Annotated in this window: 24 protein-coding genes; 14 read left to right on the forward strand and 10 right to left on the reverse strand. The window is 62.9% G+C overall.

Translation table 11 applies throughout. The annotated features are described in order from the left end of the window. Positions 1-51: 51 nt before the first annotated feature. The 4 genes from G8767_RS16315 to G8767_RS16330 form a co-directional block, all read right to left on the reverse strand. On the reverse strand, positions 52-1,200 hold the full coding sequence (locus G8767_RS16315) for an acetyl-CoA C-acetyltransferase (protein ID WP_124568851.1): 1,149 nt from the start codon (positions 1,198-1,200) through the stop codon (positions 52-54). Between the two features lie 11 nt (positions 1,201-1,211). Continuing rightward, positions 1,212-1,883: a TetR/AcrR family transcriptional regulator gene (locus G8767_RS16320; protein ID WP_095970970.1), complete on the reverse strand. Its 672-nt coding sequence runs from the start codon at positions 1,881-1,883 to the stop codon at positions 1,212-1,214. Between the two features lie 76 nt (positions 1,884-1,959). Beyond that, on the reverse strand, positions 1,960-2,772 hold the full coding sequence (locus G8767_RS16325; protein ID WP_003945582.1) for an SDR family oxidoreductase: 813 nt from the start codon (positions 2,770-2,772) through the stop codon (positions 1,960-1,962). Next, entirely contained in the window at positions 2,772-4,001 is a 1,230-nt protein-coding gene (locus tag G8767_RS16330; RefSeq protein WP_007734188.1) for an acyl-CoA dehydrogenase family protein, read from the reverse strand. Before G8767_RS16330 ends, G8767_RS16325 begins: the two co-directional genes overlap by 1 nt. A gap of 55 nt (positions 4,002-4,056) precedes the next feature. On the opposite strand from G8767_RS16330, the gene G8767_RS16335 reads away from it, so the two are divergent. The 8 genes from G8767_RS16335 (at position 4,057) to G8767_RS16370 (ending at position 12,449) form a co-directional block, all read left to right on the forward strand. Then, positions 4,057-5,598, forward strand: coding sequence for a FadD3 family acyl-CoA ligase (locus G8767_RS16335; protein ID WP_095970969.1), 1,542 nt, complete (start codon positions 4,057-4,059; stop codon positions 5,596-5,598). Then, a complete protein-coding gene (locus tag G8767_RS16340; RefSeq protein ID WP_166810699.1) occupies positions 5,595-6,467 on the forward strand; it encodes an enoyl-CoA hydratase in 873 nt (290 codons plus the stop codon). The genes G8767_RS16335 and G8767_RS16340 overlap by 4 nt, the downstream gene beginning before the upstream one ends. Then, positions 6,467-7,627, forward strand: coding sequence for an acyl-CoA dehydrogenase family protein (locus tag G8767_RS16345; RefSeq protein ID WP_166810700.1), 1,161 nt, complete (start codon positions 6,467-6,469; stop codon positions 7,625-7,627). The genes G8767_RS16340 and G8767_RS16345 overlap by 1 nt, the downstream gene beginning before the upstream one ends. After that, on the forward strand, positions 7,624-8,589 hold the full coding sequence (locus G8767_RS16350; RefSeq protein ID WP_166810701.1) for an acyl-CoA dehydrogenase: 966 nt from the start codon (positions 7,624-7,626) through the stop codon (positions 8,587-8,589). Before G8767_RS16345 ends, G8767_RS16350 begins: the two co-directional genes overlap by 4 nt. Next, positions 8,586-9,638, forward strand: a complete 1,053-nt coding sequence (locus G8767_RS16355) for an acyl-CoA dehydrogenase family protein (protein WP_166810702.1) — start codon at positions 8,586-8,588, stop codon at positions 9,636-9,638. Before G8767_RS16350 ends, G8767_RS16355 begins: the two co-directional genes overlap by 4 nt. A gap of 146 nt (positions 9,639-9,784) precedes the next feature. Next, complete coding sequence (locus G8767_RS16360) at positions 9,785-10,549, forward strand: SDR family NAD(P)-dependent oxidoreductase (protein ID WP_003945543.1); 765 nt, start codon at positions 9,785-9,787, stop codon at positions 10,547-10,549. Between the two features lie 121 nt (positions 10,550-10,670). After that, entirely contained in the window at positions 10,671-11,336 is a 666-nt protein-coding gene (locus tag G8767_RS16365) for a hypothetical protein (protein WP_166810703.1), read from the forward strand. 225 nt (positions 11,337-11,561) lie between these two features. Then, positions 11,562-12,449: an alpha/beta fold hydrolase gene (locus G8767_RS16370; RefSeq protein ID WP_166810704.1), complete on the forward strand. Its 888-nt coding sequence runs from the start codon at positions 11,562-11,564 to the stop codon at positions 12,447-12,449. Between the two features lies 1 nt (position 12,450). On the opposite strand, the gene G8767_RS16375 is transcribed toward G8767_RS16370, so the two are convergent. Next, positions 12,451-13,269 (reverse strand): Cof-type HAD-IIB family hydrolase, encoded by an 819-nt coding sequence (locus tag G8767_RS16375; protein ID WP_003945542.1) that lies wholly within the window; start codon positions 13,267-13,269, stop codon positions 12,451-12,453. Between the two features lie 62 nt (positions 13,270-13,331). Further along, on the reverse strand, positions 13,332-13,802 hold the full coding sequence (locus G8767_RS16380; RefSeq protein WP_095970964.1) for a MarR family transcriptional regulator: 471 nt from the start codon (positions 13,800-13,802) through the stop codon (positions 13,332-13,334). A 147-nt stretch (positions 13,803-13,949) separates the two neighbouring features. Between G8767_RS16380 and G8767_RS16385 the strand changes: the two genes are divergently transcribed. From G8767_RS16385 to G8767_RS16395, 3 genes are read left to right on the forward strand one after another with little or no spacing between them, the layout of a single operon-like run. Beyond that, entirely contained in the window at positions 13,950-14,465 is a 516-nt protein-coding gene (locus tag G8767_RS16385) for a VOC family protein (RefSeq protein ID WP_166810841.1), read from the forward strand. 36 nt (positions 14,466-14,501) lie between these two features. Continuing rightward, entirely contained in the window at positions 14,502-15,290 is a 789-nt protein-coding gene (locus G8767_RS16390) for a pirin-like bicupin family protein (protein ID WP_166810705.1), read from the forward strand. A gap of 1 nt (position 15,291) precedes the next feature. Next, positions 15,292-16,356, forward strand: coding sequence for a maleylacetate reductase (locus tag G8767_RS16395; protein WP_166810706.1), 1,065 nt, complete (start codon positions 15,292-15,294; stop codon positions 16,354-16,356). Positions 16,357-16,363: 7 nt separating this feature from the next. Here the strand turns inward: G8767_RS16395 and G8767_RS16400 are convergent, their stop codons facing one another. Continuing rightward, the gene (locus tag G8767_RS16400; protein WP_019746936.1) at positions 16,364-16,885 is read right to left on the reverse strand and encodes an Lrp/AsnC family transcriptional regulator; all 522 of its coding nucleotides are present in this window, start codon (positions 16,883-16,885) and stop codon (positions 16,364-16,366) included. Between the two features lie 109 nt (positions 16,886-16,994). Between G8767_RS16400 and ald the strand changes: the two genes are divergently transcribed. Continuing rightward, positions 16,995-18,095, forward strand: a complete 1,101-nt coding sequence (gene ald, locus G8767_RS16405; RefSeq protein ID WP_019746935.1) for an alanine dehydrogenase — start codon at positions 16,995-16,997, stop codon at positions 18,093-18,095. A gap of 53 nt (positions 18,096-18,148) precedes the next feature. Next, positions 18,149-19,024, forward strand: a complete 876-nt coding sequence (locus G8767_RS16410) for an aldo/keto reductase (protein WP_166810707.1) — start codon at positions 18,149-18,151, stop codon at positions 19,022-19,024. On the opposite strand, the gene G8767_RS16415 is transcribed toward G8767_RS16410, so the two are convergent. The 3 genes from G8767_RS16415 to G8767_RS16425 form a co-directional block, all read right to left on the reverse strand. Further along, positions 19,025-20,275 carry an NADH:flavin oxidoreductase/NADH oxidase family protein gene (locus G8767_RS16415; protein ID WP_166810708.1) on the reverse strand — a complete coding sequence of 417 codons (1,251 nt, stop codon included), beginning with the start codon at positions 20,273-20,275 and terminating at the stop codon, positions 19,025-19,027. A gap of 32 nt (positions 20,276-20,307) precedes the next feature. Further along, complete coding sequence (locus G8767_RS16420) at positions 20,308-20,811, reverse strand: SRPBCC family protein (RefSeq protein WP_166810709.1); 504 nt, start codon at positions 20,809-20,811, stop codon at positions 20,308-20,310. Between the two features lie 72 nt (positions 20,812-20,883). Next, entirely contained in the window at positions 20,884-21,459 is a 576-nt protein-coding gene (locus tag G8767_RS16425; RefSeq protein ID WP_095970956.1) for a TetR/AcrR family transcriptional regulator, read from the reverse strand. Between the two features lie 85 nt (positions 21,460-21,544). Here G8767_RS16425 and G8767_RS16430 point away from each other — a divergent pair, with 85 nt between their 5' ends. Then, on the forward strand, positions 21,545-22,003 hold the full coding sequence (locus G8767_RS16430) for a PaaI family thioesterase (RefSeq protein WP_003945940.1): 459 nt from the start codon (positions 21,545-21,547) through the stop codon (positions 22,001-22,003). Positions 22,004-22,099: the final 96 nt, after the last annotated feature.

Below are 22,099 nucleotides of genomic sequence, written 5' to 3' on the forward strand. Positions count from 1 at the left end.
CTGTGCGCCTTTATTAACCGCCGGCGGTTAATAAAGGCGCACAGCAAGGCGTCAGAGACGCTCGATAATCGTCGCGTTCGCGGTGCCGCCGCCTTCACAGATGGTCAGCAGGCCGTAACGACCGCCGGTGCGCTCGAGTTCGTTGAGCAGCGTGGCCATCAGCTTGGTACCGGTCGCGCCGAGCGGGTGGCCGAGTGCGATCGCGCCGCCGTTGACGTTGACCTTGGCCGGATCTGCGCCGATTTCCTTGATCCAGGCCAGGACGACCGGGGCAAAAGCTTCGTTGATCTCGACGAGGTCGATGTCCTCAATGCTCAGACCGGCCTTCGCGAGAGCATGCTTCGTGGCCGGGATCGGCGCACTGAGCATGAAGATCGGGTCGTCGCCGCGAGCGCTGAGATGATGAATCCGGGCGCGGGGCTTGAGGTTGTACTTTTCCACCGCTTCCGCCGACGCCAGCAGCAGCGCACTCGCGCCGTCGGAGATCTGGCTGGCCACCGCTGCGGTCATGCGACCGTCTTCGACGAGAACCTTGAGCGTCGCCATCTTTTCGAGGCTGGTCTCGCGGGGTCCTTCGTCGACGGTCGCGTCACCCATGGCGACGATCTCGTTGTCGAAACGACCCGCGGCGATTGCAGCCTTGGCGCGCTCATGGCTCTGCAGTGCCCACTTCTCGAGCTCTTCGCGGCTGATGTCCCACTTCTCGGCGATCATTTCGGCGCCCTTGAACTGCGAGACTTCCTGGTCACCGTAACGCTCGGTCCAACCGACCGAACCCGAAGTCGGCGTGTCGAATCCGTACTGCTGACCGACGATCATCGCTGCCGAGATCGGAATCTGGCTCATGTTCTGAACGCCGCCGGCAACGATCAGATCCGCGGTGCCCGACAGGATGGCCTGAGCACCGAAGTGCACTGCCTGCTGGCTCGAACCACACTGACGGTCGACCGTCACACCGGGTACGTGCTCCGGGAATCCCGCTGCGAGCCAGGACATGCGGGCGATGTTGCCGGCCTGGCCGCCGATGGCGTCGACGCAACCGAAGATCACGTCGTCGACGTCACTGGGATCGATACCGGTGCGCTCGACCAGTGCCTTGACGACGTGTGCACCGAGATCGATGGGGTGCACGCCGGACAGCGCGCCGCCCCTCTTGCCGATCGGTGTTCGAATGGCGTCGACGATGTAAACCTCGGACATAGCGTTAGCTCCTAGTTTCGTTGTGCAGCAATAGTTCTTGAAGTTGATTCAGCAATAGCGTCTGAAGTTGTTGCCGGATCGGATAGCCCGTCGAGCACGATCGCGAGATATTGAGCCGCGACGGCGTGAGCCGAGAGGGATCCACCCGGGCGGTACCAGCGAACCGCGACCCACACGGTGTCGCGCATGAAGCGGAAGACCAATTCGACGTCGATGTCGGACCGGAAGGTCCCGTCCGCGACGCCGGCTTCGAGGACGCCGACCCACAGGTCCCGGAACTCGGTGTTGCGCTCGGCCAGGTAAGCGAAGCGCTCGTTCCCGACGAGGTGCTTGACCTCGTCCTGGTAGATCGCAACAGCCGAATGTGAGGCGTCGATGGCCTCGTACGAAGTCACGACCAGAGCTTCGAGCGTCGCGCGACTGTCCAACCCCGCCGCGACGATCTCGCGGTATTTTCCGAAGAGTTCGTCGAGGAACTGGTGCAGGATCTCGTCGACCATCGACTCCTTGGAATCGAAATGGTGATACAAACTGCCGGAGAGGATCCCGGCGGCGTCGGCGATATCGCGGACCGTCGTCGCGCGCACTCCGCGATCGGCGAACAGCCCGGCCGCGATCTCGAGCAGTTCGTCGCGGCGCCCTGACTTGCCGGTTGATTCGTCGGAATTTCGAGGTGGCGTCATGTATTCAATCCTATCCAGGGCCCTCCCCTGTGCGCGGTCAGCGAGTCCAGGGACTCCTTAACCGCGCACGGGGACGCTAGGCCCTCTGCGAAGAAACGGAGACGATCTCGCCGGTCATGTAGGTGGAGTAATCGCTGGCGAGCATCGCGATGACCGTTGCGATCTCCCAGACCTCCGCGGCGCGGCCGTAGGCCTCACCGGAAGCCAACTGGTCGAGCAGTTCCTCACTGGTGACCTTCGCCAGAAACGCATGACGCGCAATGGAGGGCGAGACCGCGTTGATCCGGACTCCGTACTCCGCTGCTTCGATGGCGCTGCACCGAGTCAGTGCCATGACGCCGGCCTTGGCTGCAGCGTAGTGCGCCTGAGAATGCTGCGCCCGCCAACCCAGAACGGACGCGTTGTTCACCAGAACACCCCCGTGCGGAACGCTCTTGAAGTACCGCAGCGCGGCGCGCGTCGAACGGAAGGTGCTGTTGAGGGTGATGTCGAGAACGCGATCCCACTGATCGTCCGTCATGTCGACGACGGGAGTCTCACCGCCCAGGCCTGCGTTGTTGACGACGATGTCGATACGCCCCAGCTTCTCGGCCGCGCCGACGAACAGCGCGTCGACCTGCTCGGTGCTGGACACGTCGCAGATGATCGACTCGACCTGCTGACCGGGGAATTCGGCCTTCAGCTTCTCCACCGTCTCCCCGAGCCGACGCTCGTGGAAGTCGGAGACGAGAACGTCGCCGCCCTCGAGAAGCACCCGGCGTGCAGTTGAGAAGCCGATGCCGGTTCCGGCTGCGGCGGTGATGATCGCCTTCTTGCCCGCGAGCAGTCCGTGGCCCGGGGTTTCCTCCGGCGCAACGGAAAGCGGGGACGCGGCTTTGGTGTCAGACATTAACGAGCCTCTCGGGGAAGACCGAGCACGCGCTCGGAAATGATGTTGCGCTGAATTTCGTTGGAGCCGCCGTAAATCGTGTCGGCGCGGGTGAAGAGGAAGAGGCGCTGCCACTCGTCGAGCTCGAGATGCTCGGGATCGGTGATGTCCGAGGCATTGCCTTCGGAATCGGCCCACGGTGCAACCAACGACGACGCACCTTGCACGTCCATCGCCAGCTGCCCCAGATCACGATGCCAGTTGGCCCACAACAGTTTTGCGACGGACGCTTCTCCGCCACCGGTTCCGGCGTCGACCGCGTCGAGAGTACGCATCGCGTGGGCGCGCATCACGCGCAGTCCGACCCACGCACGGGCGATCTTTTCACGGATGTGCGGATCCTGGTCACTGCCATTGGCTTTCGCCAGGTCGACGACGCCTTGGAGCTCGCGGGCAAATCCGATCTGCTGTCCGAGCGTGGACACACCGCGCTCGAAGGTGAGCAGCCCCATCGCGATCTTCCAGCCCTCGCCGGGTTCCCCGACCACGAGATCGGCGTCGGTGACGGCGTCGTCGAAGAAGACCTCGTTGAACTCCGACGTGCCGGTGAGCTGCTGAATGGGCCGAACTGTCACACCGGGCTGATCCAACGGGACCAGCAGGAAGCTCAACCCCTGGTGACGCTTGGAGCCCACTTCGGTGCGGCAGACCACGAAGCACCACTGCGCGACGTGAGCGAGTGAGGTCCAGACCTTCTGGCCGTTGATGATCCACTTGCCGTCTTCGAGGCGTGCGGTGGTGGAGACGTTCGCGAGGTCGGAACCGGCGCCGGGCTCGGAGTAGCCCTGCGACCACAGTTCGCTGACCGTGTTGATGCCAGGAAGGAATCGGCGCTTCTGCTCGTCGGTGCCGTACGCGATCAGCGTCGGGCCGAGCAGCTCTTCACCGATGTGGCTGACGCGAGCGGGCGCACCGGCCTTCGCGTACTCCTGATGGAAGATGACCTGCTGGGAGATGCTTGCTCCCCGCCCGCCGAACTCCTTCGGCCACCCGAGGCACGTCCACCCCGACGCTGCGAGGTGCTTGTCCCACTCGAGTCGTTGCTCGAAGAACTCGTGCTCACTGCCGGGGCCGCCCTTACCCTTGAGCTGGGCGAATTTGCCCGTCAAGTTCTCGGCCAACCACTGCGCGACCGTGGCCGCAAACTCGTCGTCCGTCATCTGCCCGTCCGGGCTCTCGCTCTGGTCCACATATGTAAGATAACCTACCAAGCACTTGCTAGGTAGCGTGTCAGGTAGGAGTCCAGTGACCGAACAACCGAGAACCATCCCATCAGCCCTCATCCGGGCCGCCGAGGAGTTCGGTGAGCGCGCGGCTATCGCCGATGGCGACACCCGACTGACCTTCGCACAGCTACATCAGCGCGTCCGCGATTTCGCCGGCGCACTGATCAACCGTGGGGTGAAGGCAGGCGACCGCGTCGTCATCTGGTCGCCCAACACGTACCACTGGGTGATCGCCCTGCTCGGCGCTCAGTACGCCGGAGCAGCCATCATCCCGATCAACACCCGATACACCGGCACGGAAGCGCTCGACATCATCGAGCGCGTCGACGCAGCTGCCCTGGTGGTCGTCGGCACGTTCCTCAAGGCCGATCGGTACCAGCAGTTGCTCGACGCCAACCCGGACCTGTCGATCCCCACCGTCATCCAGGTACCGATCGACGGGAACGACGACCGTGACGGCGTCATCGAGTTCGAGGACTTCCTCGCGCTCGCCACCGACGCCGCTCGCACCGAAGCCGACGCGCGTGCTGCGAAGGTACAGCCCGACGACGTCAGCGACATCCTCTTCACCTCCGGCACCACAGGACGTAGCAAGGGTGCGATCACCGCGCATCGTCAGTCCATCGCCGTCGCGAAGTCGTGGGGTGAATGCGCCGAGGTCACCGCCGACGACAACTTCCTCATCATCAGCCCGTTCTTCCACACCTTCGGCTACAAGGCCGGAATCCTGGTCTGCCTGTTGAACGGTGCGACGATCGTGCCGGTGTCCGTCTTCAACATCGACGACACCCTCGCGCTGGTCAACAGCGAGAAGATCAGCATCCTGCCGGGCGCCCCGACGATCTACCAGACCATCCTCGATCACCCCCGCCGCAGCGAATACGACCTGTCCTCGCTCCGCATCGCGATCACGGGCGCAGCACCCGTGCCGGTTGCTCTCGTCGAGCGCATGCAGGCAGAGCTTTTCGACGCCGTCCTCACGGCATACGGTCTGACCGAAGCCGTGGTTGCGACCATGTGCCGCACCGACGACGACCCGGTCACCGTCTCCACCAGTTCCGGCCGCGCGACAGCCGATTTCGAGGTCAAGATCGGCGATCAGGGTGAGATCCTGCTTCGTGGACCGAACGTCATGCTCGGGTATCTCGACGACCCCGAATCCACCGCCAAGGCAATCGACGCCGACGGCTGGTTGCACACCGGAGACGTCGGAACCCTCGACGAGCGTGGCTATCTCGACATCACCGATCGTCTGAAAGACATGTACGTCAGCGGCGGATTCAACGTCTACCCCGCCGAGATCGAGGGCATGTTGGCTCGCCTGCCCGGCGTCCACGAGTCTGCCGCCATCGGCATCCCCGATCACCGGATGGGCGAGGTGGGCCGCGTCTACATCGCCCAACTCGACGGTGCCGGCCTCACCGAAGAGTCGGTGATCGCCTTCCTCAAGGAGAAGATCGCCGGCTTCAAGGTGCCCCGCGAAGTACGCTTCGTCGATCACCTGCCCCGTAACCCTTCGGGCAAGGTCCTCAAAACGGTTCTGCGCGAGGAACAGTCATGACCGTTCCCTTCGAAGCCGACGTCGTGACCTACGAGGTTCGTGACTCGGTCGCCGTCGTGACGTTGAATCGCCCCGACTACCGCAACGCCCAGAACTCGGTCGTGACGTATGCACTCGACGCGGCTTTCCAGCGCTCCGTCGAGGACGACGACGTGAAAGTGATCGTCCTGGCAGGCAACGGACCTCACTTCAGCGCCGGACACGATCTGGGAACTCCGGGACGCGACCATCACGTCGAGTACGAGAACAAGGCCACCATGTGGTGGGATCACGTCGACAAGCCCGGTGGTGACCAGCGTTTCGCGCGCGAGATGGAGGTCTACCTGGGTATGTGCCGCCGTTGGCGGGAGATCCCCAAGCCCACCATCGCGATGGTGCAAGGCGCCTGCATTGCCGGTGGGCTCATGCTCGCCTGGGTCTGCGACATGATCGTCGCGGCCGACGACGCCTTCTTCTCCGATCCCGTTGTCCGCATGGGCATCCCCGGCGTCGAATACTTCGCGCACCCGTGGATGGTCGGTTCACGTTTCGCGAAGGAAATGCTCTTCACCGGCGATCGCTTCACCGCGCAACGTGCCTACGAAATCGGCATGGTCAATCGCGTCGTCGCCCGCAAGGATCTCGAGAAGGAGACGTTCGAGCTCGCCGGACGTATCGCCGAGATGCCGCGCTTCGGACTGGCTTTGACCAAGAAGGCCGTCAACCAGTGCGAGGACCAGATGGGGATGCGCAACGGCATCGACTCCGTCTTCGGTCTGCATCACTTCGCTCACGCTCACAACGCCGAGGTCGGCAAAGACTCGCTTGGTGGTCTCGACGCCAAAGCCATGGCTGCCAGTGCTCGCGCACCGCAGGAAGGAACAAACTAGTGGATCTCGTATTCGACGACGCCACAACCGCATTCCGTGACGAGGTCCGCTCGTTCCTGGAAGCGAATGTGCCCGCGACTCCCCTGAAGTCGATGGATACCGCCGAAGGCTTCGAAGAGCACCGTCAGTGGGAGCACACTCTCGCCGACGCCGGCTACGCCGTCGTCTCCTGGCCCAAGGAACTCGGCGGACGCGATGCGTCCCTGCTCGAATGGGTCATCTTCGAGGAGGAGTACTACCGCTCGGGCGCGCCCGGCCGCGTAAGCCAGAACGGCATCTTCTTGTTGGCTCCCACACTGTTCGAGCATGCAAATGCCGAGCAGTTGGCTCGCATCATGCCGCGCATGGCTCGTGCCGACGACGTCTGGGCCCAGGCCTGGTCCGAGCCCGAATCGGGTTCCGACCTCGCCAGCCTGCGTTCGAGTGCGAAGAAGGTCGACGGGGGCTGGCTGCTCAACGGTCAGAAGACGTGGAGCTCACGCGCAAGCTACGCGGACTGGGGCTTCGGCTTGTTCCGCTCCGATCCGGATGCGCAGCGCCACAAGGGCATCACGTATTTCATGTTCGACCTCCGATCGAAGGGCGTCACCGTTCGCCCGATCGATCAGCTCGACGGCGAGCCCGGCTTCGCCGAGATCTTCCTCGAAGACGTCTTCGTTCCGGACGACCCGGCCAACCCCGGCGAGTCGGGTGTGATCGGCAACGTCAACGAAGGTTGGCGCGTCGCGATGAGCACCGCGAGCAATGAGCGCGGCCTCTCGCTGCGCAGCCCCGGCCGTTTCCTCGCCACCGTCGACCGCCTGCTCGAGCTGTACAAGTCCAGCGGACGAACCGACGACAGCGCTCTGCGTAATCAGGTTGCCGACGCCTGGATCGGTGCACGCGCCTACCAGCTCAACACTTTCGGTACCGTCACCCGTCTCGCCGACGGTGGACAACTCGGCGCCGAGTCCTCGATCAACAAGGTCTTCTGGTCCGAGTGGGATATCGCCACCCACGAGACCGCTCTCGAACTGCAGGGCCCGGAAGCCGAGCTGGCCGACAACTGGATGGACGGATACCTGTTCTCCCTGTCCGGCCCGATCTACGCAGGCACCAACGAGATTCAGAAAAACGTCATCGCCGAGCGTCTGCTCGGCCTACCGAAGGCGGACCGATGAGATTCGCGCTCGACTCCTCCCACCAGGACTTCGCTGCAAGCATCGATGCACTGCTGACCAAGTCCGACATGCCCTCCGTCATCCGCTCGTGGAACGACGGTGACACCGAGCCGGGCAAGAAGCTCTGGCAGCGCCTTGCCGAGACCGGTGTCAACGGCCTCGTCATCTCCGAAGAACACGACGGACTCGGCGCCGACGCCGTCGACCTGGTCGTTGCTCTCGAACAGCTCGGTCGGCACGCAGTACCCGGACCGGTTGTCGAGACGATCGCCGTGGCACCGACGCTCCTGGCTTCGGTTGCACCGGAACGTCTCTCTGCTCTCGCCGAGGGTTCGCTGGCAACCGTCGCCGCTCCCCCGCACACACCGTTCGCGCTTGATGCCGATGCGGTGGATCTGGTTCTGCTCGTGCAGGACGGCTCCGTATCACTCGGCGTCCCTGGCGAAGCCAAGGTATCGGTGGATCTCTCCCGCAAGCTCTACGAGGTTTCTGCCGGCGAAGCGCTGGGCTCCGCCGACTTTTCGGCCGCCTTCGACATGGGCGCGCTTGCCACTGCCGCGCAGTTGCAGGGTCTCGGCCAGACGCTGCTCGAGGTCACCACCGAATACGCGAAGCAGCGCAAGCAGTTCGGCAAGGTCATCGGACAGTTCCAGGCAATGAAGCACCACCTGGCGGAAGTTGCCGTTTCGCTGGAAATGGCTCGTCCCCTGCTCCACGGTGCCGCTCTGTCGGTTCGCGATCAGTCGGCCGACGCTTCCCGTGACATCTCGGCGGCCAAGGTCGCGTGCGGGGATGCTGCGTACAAGGCCGCTCGCGTCGGACTCCAGGTTCACGGCGCCATCGGCTACACGATGGAACACGATCTCTCCTTGTGGCTCACCAAAGTACGAGCACTGCTCACCGCGTGGGGCACACCGTCCGAGCACCGCGCACGCGTCGTCGAAGCTCTGGTTGCATCATGAGCATCGACACCGAAGACCAGACAGCACTGCGCGCGTCGGTACGCGATCTCCTGAGCAAGCATTCCGACTCCGCTGCCGTCCGCGCTGCCATCACCACAGAGATCGGCTACGACGCCGCCCTGTGGAGCAAGCTGTGCGAGCAGATCGGCGTCGCCGCGCTGGCGATTCCCGAGGAGTTCGACGGCGTGGGAGCAGGTTTGGGTGAGGTACACGTGGTCCAGGAGGAACTGGGCCGCACACTGACCCCGTCACCGATGCTGGGTTCGGCGATTCTTGCCGCACAGGCACTGCTGCTTTCCGGTGACAACGACGCATGCTCGCGCCTGTTGCCCGGTGTCGCATCCGGCGAGAGCACGCTGGCTTTGTGCTGGGCAGGTGCCACAGGTTGGAGCACCTTCGGCGTCGAGGCAACCGAGGATGCGTTGACAGGCACGGCCTCGTACGTCCTCGACGGCCACGTCGCAGACACCCTGCTCGTTCTGACAGCCGACGGGTTCTACGAAGTGGATCCCGCGGCCGAGGGCGTCTCCCGCCGACGCGTCCCCACCATGGATCCCACGCGAACGCTGGCAGAGGTCACGTTCTCCGGTGTTCGCGGTCGTCCACTGCAGTGGTCCGAAGATCTGGTCGATCGCATCCGAACCGTCGTTCTGATCGCGTTGTCCGCGGAACAGGTCGGAGCGGCCGCGGCGATCGTCGAACAGACCGTCGAATACACGAAGTCGCGCAAGCAGTTCGGCCGCGCGATCGGTTCCTTCCAGGCCCTCAAGCACCGGATGGCCGACATGTACACGTTGGTCGAGACGGCGCGGTCGATGACGTACGCCGCCGTGGCGACGCAGTCGGCGGACGACGCGGCGGTAGCGAAGGTGTACTGCTCGGAAGCGTTGCAGCAGATCACCTCCGAAGCGGTTCAGTTGCACGGCGGAATCGCGATCACCTGGGAGCACGACGCTCAGCTGTACTTCAAGCGTGCACACGGCAGCGCTCAGCTCTTCGGACAGCCGAGCACCTACCTGCCGAGCCTCGCGCAGGCAGCGGGTCTGTAGGACGCCTCGGTGCTTGTTCGCTCGGGATTTCGAGTGAACAAGCACCGACGCCGCCCAGTCAGTGGAATGATCCGCAGATTTATGCGGCTCGATCACGCAGAATCGGTCACCAGACAGCTGTCCATCTCACAGACCGGAGTTTTCTCGTGAATCGATTCGACGACAAGCGCGTCCTCATCAGCGGCGCAGGATCCGGAATCGGCCAGGCCACCGTTGCCCGCATCCTGGCAGAAGGTGGCACCGTCGTCGCCGCCGACATTTCCGAGACCGGCCTCGAACAGACGCTCAACGCTGCGAAGGACGCAGGCCATTCCGATCGCCTGACCACGGTGAAGGTCGACATCTCCAGCGAAGAGTCTGTTCGCGAACAGGTCGGCGCTGCGATCAAGGCTCTGGGCGGTCTCGACGTACTGGTCAACGCGGCGGGCATTCTGCGCTCCGCGCACACCCACGAGATGACACTCGATTTCTGGAACACCGTCATCGGGGTCAACCTCACCGGAACATTCCTCATGACGAGGGAGTCCCTGCCGGCACTGCTCGAAAGCGGAGCAGGCGTCGTGGTCAACTTCAGTTCCACGTCGGCCACGTTCGCCCACCCCTACATGACGGCGTACGCAGCGTCGAAGGGTGGAATCCAATCCTTCACGCACGCACTCGCTCTCGAGTACAGCAAGCAGGGCCTCCGCGCCGTGGCCGTCGCTCCCGGCAGCATCGCTTCGGGCATGACGTCCGATCCCGGCTTCCCGGCCGACATCGACTTCACGCTGCTCGGCAAGCTGGCGCCGGCAATCGGCGAGGGCTTCGCTCCCCCGTCCGCGGTCGCCGGCGTGATCGCGATGCTCGCCTCCGAAGACGGCTCGTTTGTCACCGGAACGGAAATCCGCATCGACGGCGGCACGCATATGTGACCACTTGCTGTGCGCCTTTATTAACCCCCGGCGGTTAATAAAGGCGCACAGCAGCAAGCGGCATACTTATCTGGTCGCGCGGAACCGGTCCGGCGGTACGGAGTGCGGTGGGGAGCCAGCGGTGAGCGAATCAACAAGCGGTACGAACCTCGAGCCTGTGCTGATCAGTCCTGTTGTCGGTGGAATGATTCGCACATGGTCCGAGGACGAGACCCGCTTGTGGAGCGTCGACGATCCCGCCGCGCTCGGCGCACTGCTCGGACAGGGCCTCGTAGCTCGCACCGCCTTGCCGGACAACAAGTTCCGAGAAGTTGCGTTTCTGAATCCCCAGACCCAGACCCTCACCGTGCAGCCGCGCTTCGCCTCACAGGACAGCGCTGCCCTCGCCGCACCGTTCGAGCTCACCGCCGCGACCGCCCCGACCGGCGGCGTCTGGGAAGATCTCGAGGCGGTACTCGCCTCCATCGCGATCTCCGCTGCCGGTCGCGGCGAATTCTGGCTCGCGGAACTCGGCGGGTGGGATTCTCCGCACGAGCCGAACTGCCTCTTCACGACCGTCGACGAATCGGGACTGGCCAACGCAGTCATGGAAGCCACCCCCGCACCCGTGGGCACAGGCGTCTGGCCGGAGGTTCCACACGGACAAGCCGGTGTTTCGGTTTCGGCACCAGCTTCACAGGACACCATCGAGGCTGCCGGAATCTTCGCGGTATCGGCCATCGAGACGTGGGGCGTCACTCCGTGGGACATCAACCTCACCTTCGGCAAACTGGTTGATTTCGCCTGATCAACGGCACCGACACGCGGCGGTGAGTTGTACGTCTCCCCTCAGCCGACGGCTCACGGTTCGTCACAACACGCCCGATGGCCACGACATCGGCCCCCTCGATGGGCATACTGAGGGAACTGGGGTTACTCCCGGTCACAAATACCCGTGGATCCGCGTCGGGGCGGGTGCGGTCCGACAACACGCGAGCAGCCACAGACACTGGCAGCTCCGAAAGGTTCAATCATGGCAACCGACCAATTACAGACGGTTGTATTGCACGGCGACGAGCTCAAATACGTCGACCAAGGCAGTGGCCCCGTCGTGGTGCTCATTCACGGCCTACTGGGCGCGCACTCCAACTGGGAGCCCCAGATCGAGACGCTCTCGCGCCACTACCGCGTCATCGCTCCTGATCTATTCGGACACGGCGCGTCGGACAAGCCTGCCGGCGACTACTCACTCAGTGCTCACGCCGCCACCGTTCGTGACCTCCTCGAAGCCCTCGATATTCCGTCGGCCACCCTCGTCGGTCACTCCCTCGGTGGTGGGATCGCGATGCAGACGCTGTACCTGTTCCCCGACCGGGTGGAGCGGCTGTGCCTGGTGGCCAGCGGCGGACTCGGCCCCGAGGTAAGCCCACTCCTGCGCGCGGCGACTCTACCCGGCAGCGAACTGGTACTTCCCGTTCTCGCGTCCAGGACGCTGACCGACGTGACGGACAAAGCGCTCGGACTTTTCAACAAGATCGGCCTGTTCAAGCTCGGTGCCAGCGCGAGTGAGGCTCGTAAGAGCTTTGCTTCGGTATCGGACGCGTCGACACGTCAGGCATTTCTGGCGACCGCGCGATCGGTCATCAACTACAACGGCCAAACCGTCAATGCCACTCCGCATTTCGCCAACTTCAAGAACCTGCAGGCACTACTGGTGTGGGGCGAGGAAGACACCATCATCCCCAACGCCCACACCGAGAATGCTCGCGCCGAACTACCGCTGGGGCGGGTGGAGATCTTCAAGCGCGCCGGGCATTTCCCGCACCTTGACTATCCGGATCGCTTCGACCGCGTCTTCTCCGAATTCATGACGGACTGCGGAGTCGGTATCGGCACCGGACCCAAGGCCGTCAGCAGCTGAACTAGCTCCCCGCAACCAGCTCTTCGAGGTAGCTCGCCACCCCGTCCTCGTCGTTCGTGGGCAAAATTCGGTCGGCGAGCTCGATGACCTCGGCTCTGGCGTTGGCCGGCGCCAGAGCCGTTCCGGCCCAGGTCAGCATCGCAACGTCGTTGAAGGCGTCACCGGCCGCGGCAACTTCCGACGCGTCGATGCCGTCGATCGCGCACAACTGCGCGAGAGCGCTGGCCTTCGAAACGCCCGCTGCAGCCATTTCCATGTACGGAGCCCCGGAGTGGGTCAACTCCACACCCTCGATGCCCGCAGCGACCGCAGTTCGGTACAGGTCGGCGCTGGGAACCTCGGCATGCCGGGCCACGATCTTGACCATCGGCTCCACGTCCAGCGGCAGCGTATCGGCGAGCACCATCTCGTGCAGGTGCCGGTGATGGTCCGCGAACTCGCACAGAGCGGCATACTCCGGCTCGGCAAAGAACTGCGTGGGTCCGACGTTCGCGAACACGACGCCAGGAATCAGAGCACGAACCTGCTCCATAGCTGTTGCAGCCAAAGATGTTTCGATCGAAACGGTGTCGACGATCTCCGGAGTCCCGTCCGCCAGGTCGAGAATGACAGCTCCGTTGGCACACACAGCTTTACCGCGAAATCCGCACGAGCTCGCCAACGTGTGTACCGAATGCCTGGCCCGGGCCGTCGCCCACACAACTTCGATCCCCGCGAGCCGCGCGTTCTCCATGGCCTGCGCGGTGCGCGCCGAAATCGTTCGGTCGGAGCGCAGCAGGGTGCCGTCGAGGTCGGTTGCGAACATACGAATACGGGTCACCAGACAATGATGGCAGTCCGTTCGCAGCCCTCACCAACTACGTGGCATGGGCCGTTGCTCTGTCAATTACTTGCTTGGGCCTCGAGAAGGTGCCGACGCATCTCACCGAAGACCACACCCAGCCGCTCGACATCTCGCGGGCTCAGCAGGTCGAACATGCTCTCCCGTACAGCGGCCACGTGCGCCGGGCTTGCCGACGCCAGTTTCTCGGCACCCAAGTCGGTCAGCTCCGCATTAGCGCCCCTCTTGTCGTCGACACACTCGACCCGGCGCACCCACCCGGCACCGACCAGGCGATTGACGGCCCTGGTCACACCACTTCGTGTAGCCATAACAGCGTCGGCGAGCTCACTCATGCGCAGTTGCCGCCCGGGCGCTTCGGCGAGAGCGACCAGCAGTTCGAAATCAGTGAAGGAAATGTCGGAGTCTCGCACCAACTGCTGATCGAGAACACGCTGGAGCAGTCGGGTCGAGTCCAGGTAAGCCCGCCAGGCCGTTTGCTCCGAGTCGCTCAACCACCGCGTCGATTCCATAACGCCAGCATAGCTGAAGTAGTTGACAACGAAATCAAATGATCTATTCTCAATGTAGTTGATCAGTCAACTACCTGTTCGAAGAGAAGGTTCAACCGGGAGGCGGGCGCCATGAGCGACAACAACGCAGTGCAGTTCGACAACGCAATGCAGTTCGACAAAGCAGCGCAGTTCGACAAAGCAGCGCAGTTCGAGGAACGCCGTGCCGAGATCAGAGATCGACATCTGATCCCCGCTGACAAACGACCATCATCGATGGCACGCGGGCTGCACCATACTGCCCTGGTCAGCAGTGACGTCGAGCGAACCGTGACGTTCTATCAAGATCTCCTCGGCTTCCCGCTCACCGAATTGATCGAGAACCGTGGTTCCCCCGGGTCGTCGCACTTCTTCTTCGACATCGGTAACGGCAATCTCCTGGCCTTCTTCGATTTCCCGGGCCTCGACGTGGGCCCGTACCAAGAAGTACTCGGCGGTCTCCACCACATCGCGATCAGCGTCGAACCTGCCAAGTGGGCGAAGCTGCGCACCAGACTGACCGAGGCCAACATCGAACTGATCGAGCACAGCGAGGTTTCGTTGTACTTCCGCGATCCCGACGGCGCTCGACTCGAGCTGATCGCCGACCCGCTCGGCGAGATGTACGGCAGTCACGTCCTCTGAAAACTTGCTCTCCCCACACCACTCGGAAGGCACACCATGACCTCCACTCTGTCGCAGCCGAACCTCGATATCCGTCGATCGGGCGATCGCTTCAAGTCCAATGCCGGCTGGCTGGACTCGAAGCACTCCTTCTCGTTCAGCAATCACTACGACCCGAAGAACACTCACCACGGCCTTCTCCTGGTCAACAACGACGACATCGTCACGCCGGGAATGGGATTCGACACCCACCCACACCAGGACATGGAGATCGTCACCTGGGTCCTGAGAGGCTCTCTCGTGCATCAGGATTCGATGGGTCATTCGGGTGTCATCTACCCCGGCCTCGCCCAACGGATGAGCGCCGGAACTGGCATCCTGCATTCCGAGAAGAACGACTCGTGGCGACTCGGTGACGTGGCCGGCACGCATTCCGCCAAGCACAGCGACCCGGTTCACTTCATCCAGATGTGGGTTATCCCCGATGAAGCCGGAATCACCCCCGGCTACGAACAGTTGGAGATCGACGCCGAATTGCTCGCCGGTGGACTGGTTCCCGTCGCGTCTGGCATGGACGCGTACGCCGATCACTCGGCAATCCGGATCAAGAACAAGTACGCCGCTATGCACGTCGCCCGTCTGCAACCCGGACAACCTGTGACCCTGCCGGATGCACCGTTCCTGCATGTTTTTGTCGCCGACGGTCAGGCCGCCATGGAAGGCGTCGGCGTGCTCGAAGAAGGTGACGCGGTACGCGTATCCGGCGGCGGAGGTCAGCAGGTCAGCTCCGATACCGGGGCTGAGGTTATCGTCTGGGAAATGCACGCCACCGTTTCGCAAGGATGACATGAAGTCCTTCTCGTACGACGCTTCACCGGCTCGAATTGTCTTCGGTCAAGGGACGATCGACACGATCGCCGAAGAAGTGCGGCGACTCGGCCGTAGTCGAGTGATGGTGCTGGCAAGTCGTCGACTGAACGCGGTTGCCGCCGCCGTCACCGCATCCCTCGGCGACATGGTGGTGGCCCGCTTCGACGGCGCTGTGATGCATACTCCGATCGAAGTCACGACAGCCGCGCTGAAACTTGCCGAGAGCTATCACGTCGACGTCGTCGTCGCGATCGGCGGCGGGTCGGCAACCGGGTTGTCCAAGGCACTCGCACTACGAGCGGGGTTCGATCAGATCATCGTTCCGACGACGTATGCGGGGTCAGAAGCCACTCCGGTGTTGGGTGAAACGGAGAACGGACGCAAGACAACTCGCTCGTCGCCCCACATCAGACCGGAAACCGTCATCTACGACGTCGACCTCACCCTCGATCTGCCGCTTGGCACCACCGTCACCAGCGCCGTCAACGCGATGGCGCACGCGGTTGAAGCGTTGTATTCAGCCGAGTCCAATCCGATCACCGACTCGATGGCGATCGAAGTGATCTCCGGGATCGCCCGTGCGCTGCCGAGCATTGTCGATGATCCGAAAAATCTGGAAGAGAGGGCCGAACTCCTGCAGTCGGCTTGGTTGGCCGGAACCTGCTTGGGCACAGTCGGTATGGGGATTCATCACAAGGTGTGCCACACCCTTGGCGGCAGCTTCGGTTTGCCGCACGCCCCTACCCACACCGTTGTCCTCCCCCACGCAATGGCGTTCAACGCGTCTGCCGTCCCGGAAGTGATGTCGCGAATAGCGACTGCCCTGGGTGTATCCGATGCCGCTACCGGCGTTTTCGACCTCGTCACCGCGTGCGGCGGACCGACGTCTCTGCGAGAACTGGGAATGCGTCACGATCAAATCGAAAAGGCAGTCGAACTCGCGACCGCGGCCGCTTATCCGAACCCGCGTGAGATCACCGCGGCAGGCCTGAACGAACTCCTCGATAACGCCTGGTCCGGGCGTCGACCCGCCATCGGGTGAGAACAAATCAGGCAGTACCGCCACGAGGCCTGACATGTTCGAAGATCAGAATCGTCTCGGTCGCAGCAACCGCCGGGTGTGCCGAGAGATTGTTGACGACGAAGTCACGCAACTGCGCCGAATCCGTCGTCGCGACGTGCAGCATGTAGTCGTCGACACCGGCAACGAAGTACACGTTGAGGACGGAGTCCAGCTTGGCGAAGTCGTCACCGAGCCGGTTGAGGTGCGACCGTGCGTTGGCCTGCAATCGAACAGCGATCATCGCCTGCAGATCCATTCCGAGAGCGGCGGGGTCGATGTCCGCGTGAAATCCCCTGATCACACCGTTGTCCACCAAGGCGCGCACACGGCCGAGGCATGTCGACGGTGCGATTCCCGCGATCGCGGCCAGCGCATTGTTCGGAATCCTCGCGTCTTTCGCCAGCTCTTCGAGCAGAACCCGGTCGACCTCGTCCAACTTCACGGCAGCCCGAACATGCTTCGGCGAGGCGGCCGTCTGAATACCGATTTTTGAACTTTCGCGCACCATGGATACAGCCTAGAGAATTATCTTCACTTCTCTTCACTATCTGGCGACGAAACTTCATGCTTGGCACCTGCCATTCGAAGAAACAACAGACTCAGTTCGGAGCCGTGTCATGAAGGTCGGAATCCCCCGCGAGATCAAAAACCACGAGTACCGCGTGGCCATCAGCCCAGCAGGCGTCCACGAACTGGTCGGCCGAGGGCACGAGGTCGTCATCGAAACGGGCGCAGGCGTCGGCTCCTCGTTCAGTGACGAGGATTTCAAGGCCGCGGGCGCACAGATCCTCGGATCTGCCGATCAGGTCTGGACGGACGCAGATCTACTCCTGAAGGTCAAAGAACCTATTGCAGAAGAGTATTCGCGGCTCCGCAAGGATCAGGTGCTCTTCACCTACCTTCACCTGGCGGCGTCGAAGGAATGCACCGACGCACTTCTGGCGTCGAAAACCACCTCCATCGCCTACGAAACCGTTGTCGGTTCCGACGGTTCACTGCCCCTCCTCGCCCCGATGAGCGAAGTAGCCGGACGCCTGGCACCGCAGGCCGGCGCCTACCACTTGATGCGTCACGGCGGCGGACGCGGAGTTCTGATGGGCGGCGTTCCCGGAGTGCGCCCCGCCAAGGTTGTGGTGATCGGTGCGGGAGTCTCCGGTAAGAACGCCATCGCCGTGGCCTACGGCATGCAGGCCGACGTCACCGTTCTCGATCTGTCGATCGCGCGCCTGCGGGAAATCGACGAGCTGTACCACGGCCAGGTCAAGACCATCACCTCCAACAGCCTCGAACTGGAACAGGCAGTACTCGACGCGGACCTTGTCATCGGCGCCGTGCTGGTCCCCGGGGCGAAGGCTCCCACTCTCGTGTCCAACAGCCTGGTGGCGCGCATGAAGCCGGGCTCTGTCCTGGTCGACATCGCCATCGATCAGGGCGGCTGCTTCGAGGATTCGCACGCGACCACGCACGCCGATCCGACGTACCAGGTACACGGTTCGGTCTTCTACTGCGTTGCCAACATGCCCGGAGCCGTACCCCGTACGTCCACCTACGCACTCACCAACGCGACACTTCCGTACGTCGTCGCATTGGCCGACAAGGGGTGGAAGGACGCGGTCGCGACAGTGCCCGGCCTGGGGTCAGGACTGAGCACACACGACGGTCTACTCCTGTCCGACAGTGTTGCAGCGGCGCACGGGTACTCGGCTACGACTCTCTGACCCGGGCGACTCTGACCCAGGCGAGGAAAGCTCGAGATCGCTAGCCTTGATCCATGAGCAATCCTGACATCACTCTGAATTCCGGAACCACGATCCCGCAACTCGGCCTCGGAGTCTGGCAGGCCACCAACGACGAAACCGAGCATGCAGTGCGGTTCGCACTCGACGAGGCCGGCTACCGGCACATCGACACTGCCGCCGCCTACGGAAACGAAGAGGGCGTCGGACGAGGTATCGCCAACTCGTCCGTCGCGCGAGAGGACATCTTCCTCACCACGAAGCTGTGGAATGCGGACCAGGGCTACGAGCCGGCATTGAAGGCTTTCGACAGCAGCATCGACAAGCTGGGCGTCGACTACGTCGATCTCTACCTGATCCACTGGCCACTGCAGGACAACGACCGACTCCTCCGCACGTGGGACGCGCTCGAAAAGATCGCGGAATCGGGCCGCGCCAAGGCAATCGGGGTGTGCAACTTCGAGCCGCATCATCTGCAGCTCCTCGTCGATCGCGGCGGAATGTTGCCCGCCGTCGATCAGGTGGAACTGCATCCGCACCTCACGCAGCACGCTATTCGCGACAAGGCCGCCGAGCACGGGATCAAGGTCGAATCGTGGAGCCCACTCGGCGGTACCAGCAACGCGGGTTGGGGTAAGGCGTCCAAGCCCAACACCCTGCTCACCGACCCGATCATCACTCGAATCGGCGATCGCCACAGCAAAACTGCCGCGCAGGTCCTGATCCGCTGGCACCTTCAGAACGGCCTGATCGTCATCCCGAAATCCGTACACGATGCTCGGATCGCTCAGAACATCGACGTATTCGACTTCGAACTCACCGATCTCGATCTGAGCGAAATCGACACGCTCGACGACGGTACCCGCGTCGGAGCGCATCCCGATGAGCTCAACATCGGTGCGCCGAGCTGATCAAGCCGCTCGTTTGGTGGGGCGAAGCGCATCGAGTCCGTTTCGCCTCACCATCGTTCCGAGGGTCTTCCACCACGGCCGAGCCGGATCCGGCTCGCTTCCGTCGCCCATTCGGTGCAATTGATCGGTGTGCCACTGCAGGTCGAGTGCACCGTCGAGCATCGAGATGTCGGCAACCTTCCCCAACAACTTCCGCGCGCCGAACTCCACAGTCGGGACGTTCAATCGTTCCCGATCCGATTCCAGGAGAACGGTTGCCGCGTCCGGGATCGTGATCGTCGGCCGGCCGAGACCGATAACATCGCACGCGCCGGAAGCGAGTGCCTCGACCATCGCCGACCGCGAGCGGAAGCCGCCGGTGACCGCCAAGGGAATGTCGCCGGCAATCGCTCGAACTGTCTCGGCATACTCGAGGAAATATGCCTCTCGATCGCGAGTGCTCTGCTTCTGCGCTTTACCCATCATGGCCGGCGATTCATAACTGCCACCGCTGATCTCGATGAGATCGACGGATTCTTGGGTCAACGCGCGCACTACTTCTCGCGACTCGTCTTCCGAGAACCCGCCGCGCTGGAAATCAGCCGAGTTGAGTTTGACCGACACCGCGAATCCCGGCGCAACGGTAGAGCGTATGCGCCGAACGATCTCGATGAGAAAGCGTCGTCGACGCTCAGGATCTCCGCCCCACTCGTCCGTCCGCTGATTGGACAACGGCGAAAGGAACTGCGCAACAAGATAACCGTGCGCTGCGTGTATCTGCACGCCACCAAATCCGGACGACTCGGCGATGCGAGCAGTTTCCGCGAACTTGTCGATGATCTCGCCGATCTCGGCAGTCGAGAGTTCTCGCGGCGTCGCCATGCCCGGAATTTTCAGCGCGATCGCGCTGGGGGCGACCGGTCGACCTCTGCTGGCAATCGGGTTGGATTGTCGCCCTGGGTGGTTCAGCTGCATCCAGATCTCGGCGCCGCCGTTCTTGGCAGTCTTGGCCCAGGAAGTCAGCGCTTCGGCATCTCGATCGTCGTCGACGACGACGTTGCCCGGTTCGGCGATCTGCGTTCGATCGACCATGACATTGCCGGTGATCAGCAACCCGAACCCGCCACTGCCCCAACGCCCGTACAACGTTTCCAAGCGGGTGGACGGTCCGTGTGCCCGGTCACCCAGGGCCTCGCTGAGCGCCGCTTTCATGGTCCGATTCCGCAGGATCTGCCCGCAGGGCAAAGTCAACGATTCTCCGAGCGTGGTCATGGATGCCTCTCGCGACGAATAGGGAAAGAAGGTCAATGGCGGGGCGCAGAACCGAAGTGCCGCTTGGTATCGCGCACGAAGCTCGAGAAGATCAGTGAGTTGACCGGTAGGCCACCGCGTACCGCGAGCGACAGCTTCGGACGCGGCGAGAATGCAAAGGTCCACTGCAGTCTCGAGCCGACTGCCAGTTCGTCGACGCGATAGTCCTCGGCAAAGGATTGGAACAGCGGCACATTCGATTGTTCGACGTAAAACGAGTGCCGACGCGTTTCGTCGTCCCAGGTGATGAACTTTTCGCGCATCTGCATTGCACCGCCGCCCACCTCCGCGATTCGTCGCGTGCCGACACCGTACGGGCGAGGCGAGGTGTAGTGAACTCTGGTGAGCAGCCGGCACCACGACAACGGTTCGTCCGCGGTCAGACCAGCCCAGACGTCATCCGGTTGGGCGGTGAGGTCGATCGAATACGTGAAGATATGCGGTGCCGTGTCGAAAAAATCGGCACCGACCGGTTCGAGGTCGAACCAATGTGTCATCGCCTACTCCTGCCCAATTAGCCGTTACATGAAGTTACGGATACTTGACGACCGAAGTCAACCCCCGAAGGCTCAGTTGGACCGAGCTTCAGAGCGCGAGAGCCCCTGCAGCGAAGCGATGACCTGTTCGAGCGGCTCGATACTTCGAGTCGTCTGGCACACCGCCACTGCACCTTCGACCGACGTGATCGTCAGGTTTGCCATCGATTTTGCCTGCGCTGCAGGATAACCCGCAGTTTCGAGTTGCGATTCGATCAACTTCTGCCAACCCAGCATGACCTCAGCCGACACTTCCGCGACTTCGGGTTCACTGGCACGCGCCAACCCGCCGGCAATCACTGGGCAGCCGATCGCAAAGTCCGAGCGCGTGAGATTGAGCCGCCAGATGTCTCCGACCGCTTCGATCACGTCGGCTGTGGAACCGGTAGCCGCGGCCGAGCTGATTCGCCTGGTGATGATCGCACCGGCCGCGCGTACGGCTTCGACCATCAGCTCGGTCTTACCGCCTGGAAAGTGATGGTAGATCGACCCTCGGGGCGCGCCACTGTGCTTGATGACGTCACTGAAGGACGTCGCGTCGACGCCGTTGCGACTGATCAATTCGACCGCACTGCGAATCATGCGATCACGTGAGCTCAGCTCTGCCATGTCACTGATCCTTCGGCCGTCGGTACACCTGTCGACTCATACGCTACGTTATGTATGACGACCTACATAGTGATGGGATGAAACAATGAGTGACGAGACAACCGCGACCGTCGACCCGGCGCAGATGACAGGCCTCGAACTTCTCCGCTGGATGGGGACACAGGTCAACGACCGGCCCAGCATCGGACGCCTCCTCGGCATGGAGATGCGCGAGGTCAACGAAGGATCCGTGAGCTTCGCCCTGACCCCGCGCGCCGATTTCAGCAACCCCCTCGGCACTGTCCACGGCGGCATTTGCGCAACGCTGCTCGATTCGGTCATGGGCTGCGCGGTACACACGATGCTTCCGGCGGGCGTCGGATACACGACCCTCGAACTCAAGCTCAACTACATCCGCACGGTGCCTCTCGACGGTGACGAACTGACAGCCCACGGCAGTGTCATTCATGTGGGTGGGCGTACCGCGACCGCAGAGGGCAAGGTGCTGGACAAGAACGGCAAGTTGGTGGCGCACGGAACTACGACGTGCATGATTTTTCGCTAAGCCCGACGTGAGCAGGGTGCGAGTGTCGATGTACGATCGGGTCGTGACCCTGCTCACTGCGCACCTCTGGTGGCCCGACCGCTGACGGTCAGCCGC

The organism is Rhodococcus sp. IC4_135 (genome assembly GCF_011602025.1).
GTDB classification, from domain to species: Bacteria; Actinomycetota; Actinomycetes; order Mycobacteriales; family Mycobacteriaceae; genus Rhodococcus_F; species Rhodococcus_F baikonurensis.

Bases quoted from the DNA above. Each gene is read 5' to 3' on its own strand.
- G8767_RS16315 (WP_124568851.1), bottom strand. From the start codon at position 1,200: ATGTCCGAGGTTTACATCGTCGACGCCATTCGAACACCGATCGGCAAG.
- G8767_RS16320 (WP_095970970.1), bottom strand. From the start codon at position 1,883: ATGACGCCACCTCGAAATTCCGACGAATCAACCGGCAAGTCAGGGCGC.
- G8767_RS16325 (WP_003945582.1), bottom strand. From the start codon at position 2,772: ATGTCTGACACCAAAGCCGCGTCCCCGCTTTCCGTTGCGCCGGAGGAA.
- G8767_RS16340 (WP_166810699.1), top strand. From the start codon at position 5,595: ATGACCGTTCCCTTCGAAGCCGACGTCGTGACCTACGAGGTTCGTGAC.
- G8767_RS16350 (WP_166810701.1), top strand. From the start codon at position 7,624: ATGAGATTCGCGCTCGACTCCTCCCACCAGGACTTCGCTGCAAGCATC.
- G8767_RS16355 (WP_166810702.1), top strand. From the start codon at position 8,586: ATGAGCATCGACACCGAAGACCAGACAGCACTGCGCGCGTCGGTACGC.
- G8767_RS16370 (WP_166810704.1), top strand. From the start codon at position 11,562: ATGGCAACCGACCAATTACAGACGGTTGTATTGCACGGCGACGAGCTC.
- G8767_RS16380 (WP_095970964.1), bottom strand. From the start codon at position 13,802: ATGGAATCGACGCGGTGGTTGAGCGACTCGGAGCAAACGGCCTGGCGG.
- G8767_RS16385 (WP_166810841.1), top strand. From the start codon at position 13,950: ATGCAGTTCGACAAAGCAGCGCAGTTCGACAAAGCAGCGCAGTTCGAG.
- G8767_RS16390 (WP_166810705.1), top strand. From the start codon at position 14,502: ATGACCTCCACTCTGTCGCAGCCGAACCTCGATATCCGTCGATCGGGC.
- G8767_RS16395 (WP_166810706.1), top strand. From the start codon at position 15,292: ATGAAGTCCTTCTCGTACGACGCTTCACCGGCTCGAATTGTCTTCGGT.
- G8767_RS16400 (WP_019746936.1), bottom strand. From the start codon at position 16,885: ATGGTGCGCGAAAGTTCAAAAATCGGTATTCAGACGGCCGCCTCGCCG.
- ald (WP_019746935.1), top strand. From the start codon at position 16,995: ATGAAGGTCGGAATCCCCCGCGAGATCAAAAACCACGAGTACCGCGTG.
- G8767_RS16410 (WP_166810707.1), top strand. From the start codon at position 18,149: ATGAGCAATCCTGACATCACTCTGAATTCCGGAACCACGATCCCGCAA.
- G8767_RS16415 (WP_166810708.1), bottom strand. From the start codon at position 20,275: ATGACCACGCTCGGAGAATCGTTGACTTTGCCCTGCGGGCAGATCCTG.
- G8767_RS16420 (WP_166810709.1), bottom strand. From the start codon at position 20,811: ATGACACATTGGTTCGACCTCGAACCGGTCGGTGCCGATTTTTTCGAC.
- G8767_RS16425 (WP_095970956.1), bottom strand. From the start codon at position 21,459: ATGGCAGAGCTGAGCTCACGTGATCGCATGATTCGCAGTGCGGTCGAA.
- G8767_RS16430 (WP_003945940.1), top strand. From the start codon at position 21,545: ATGAGTGACGAGACAACCGCGACCGTCGACCCGGCGCAGATGACAGGC.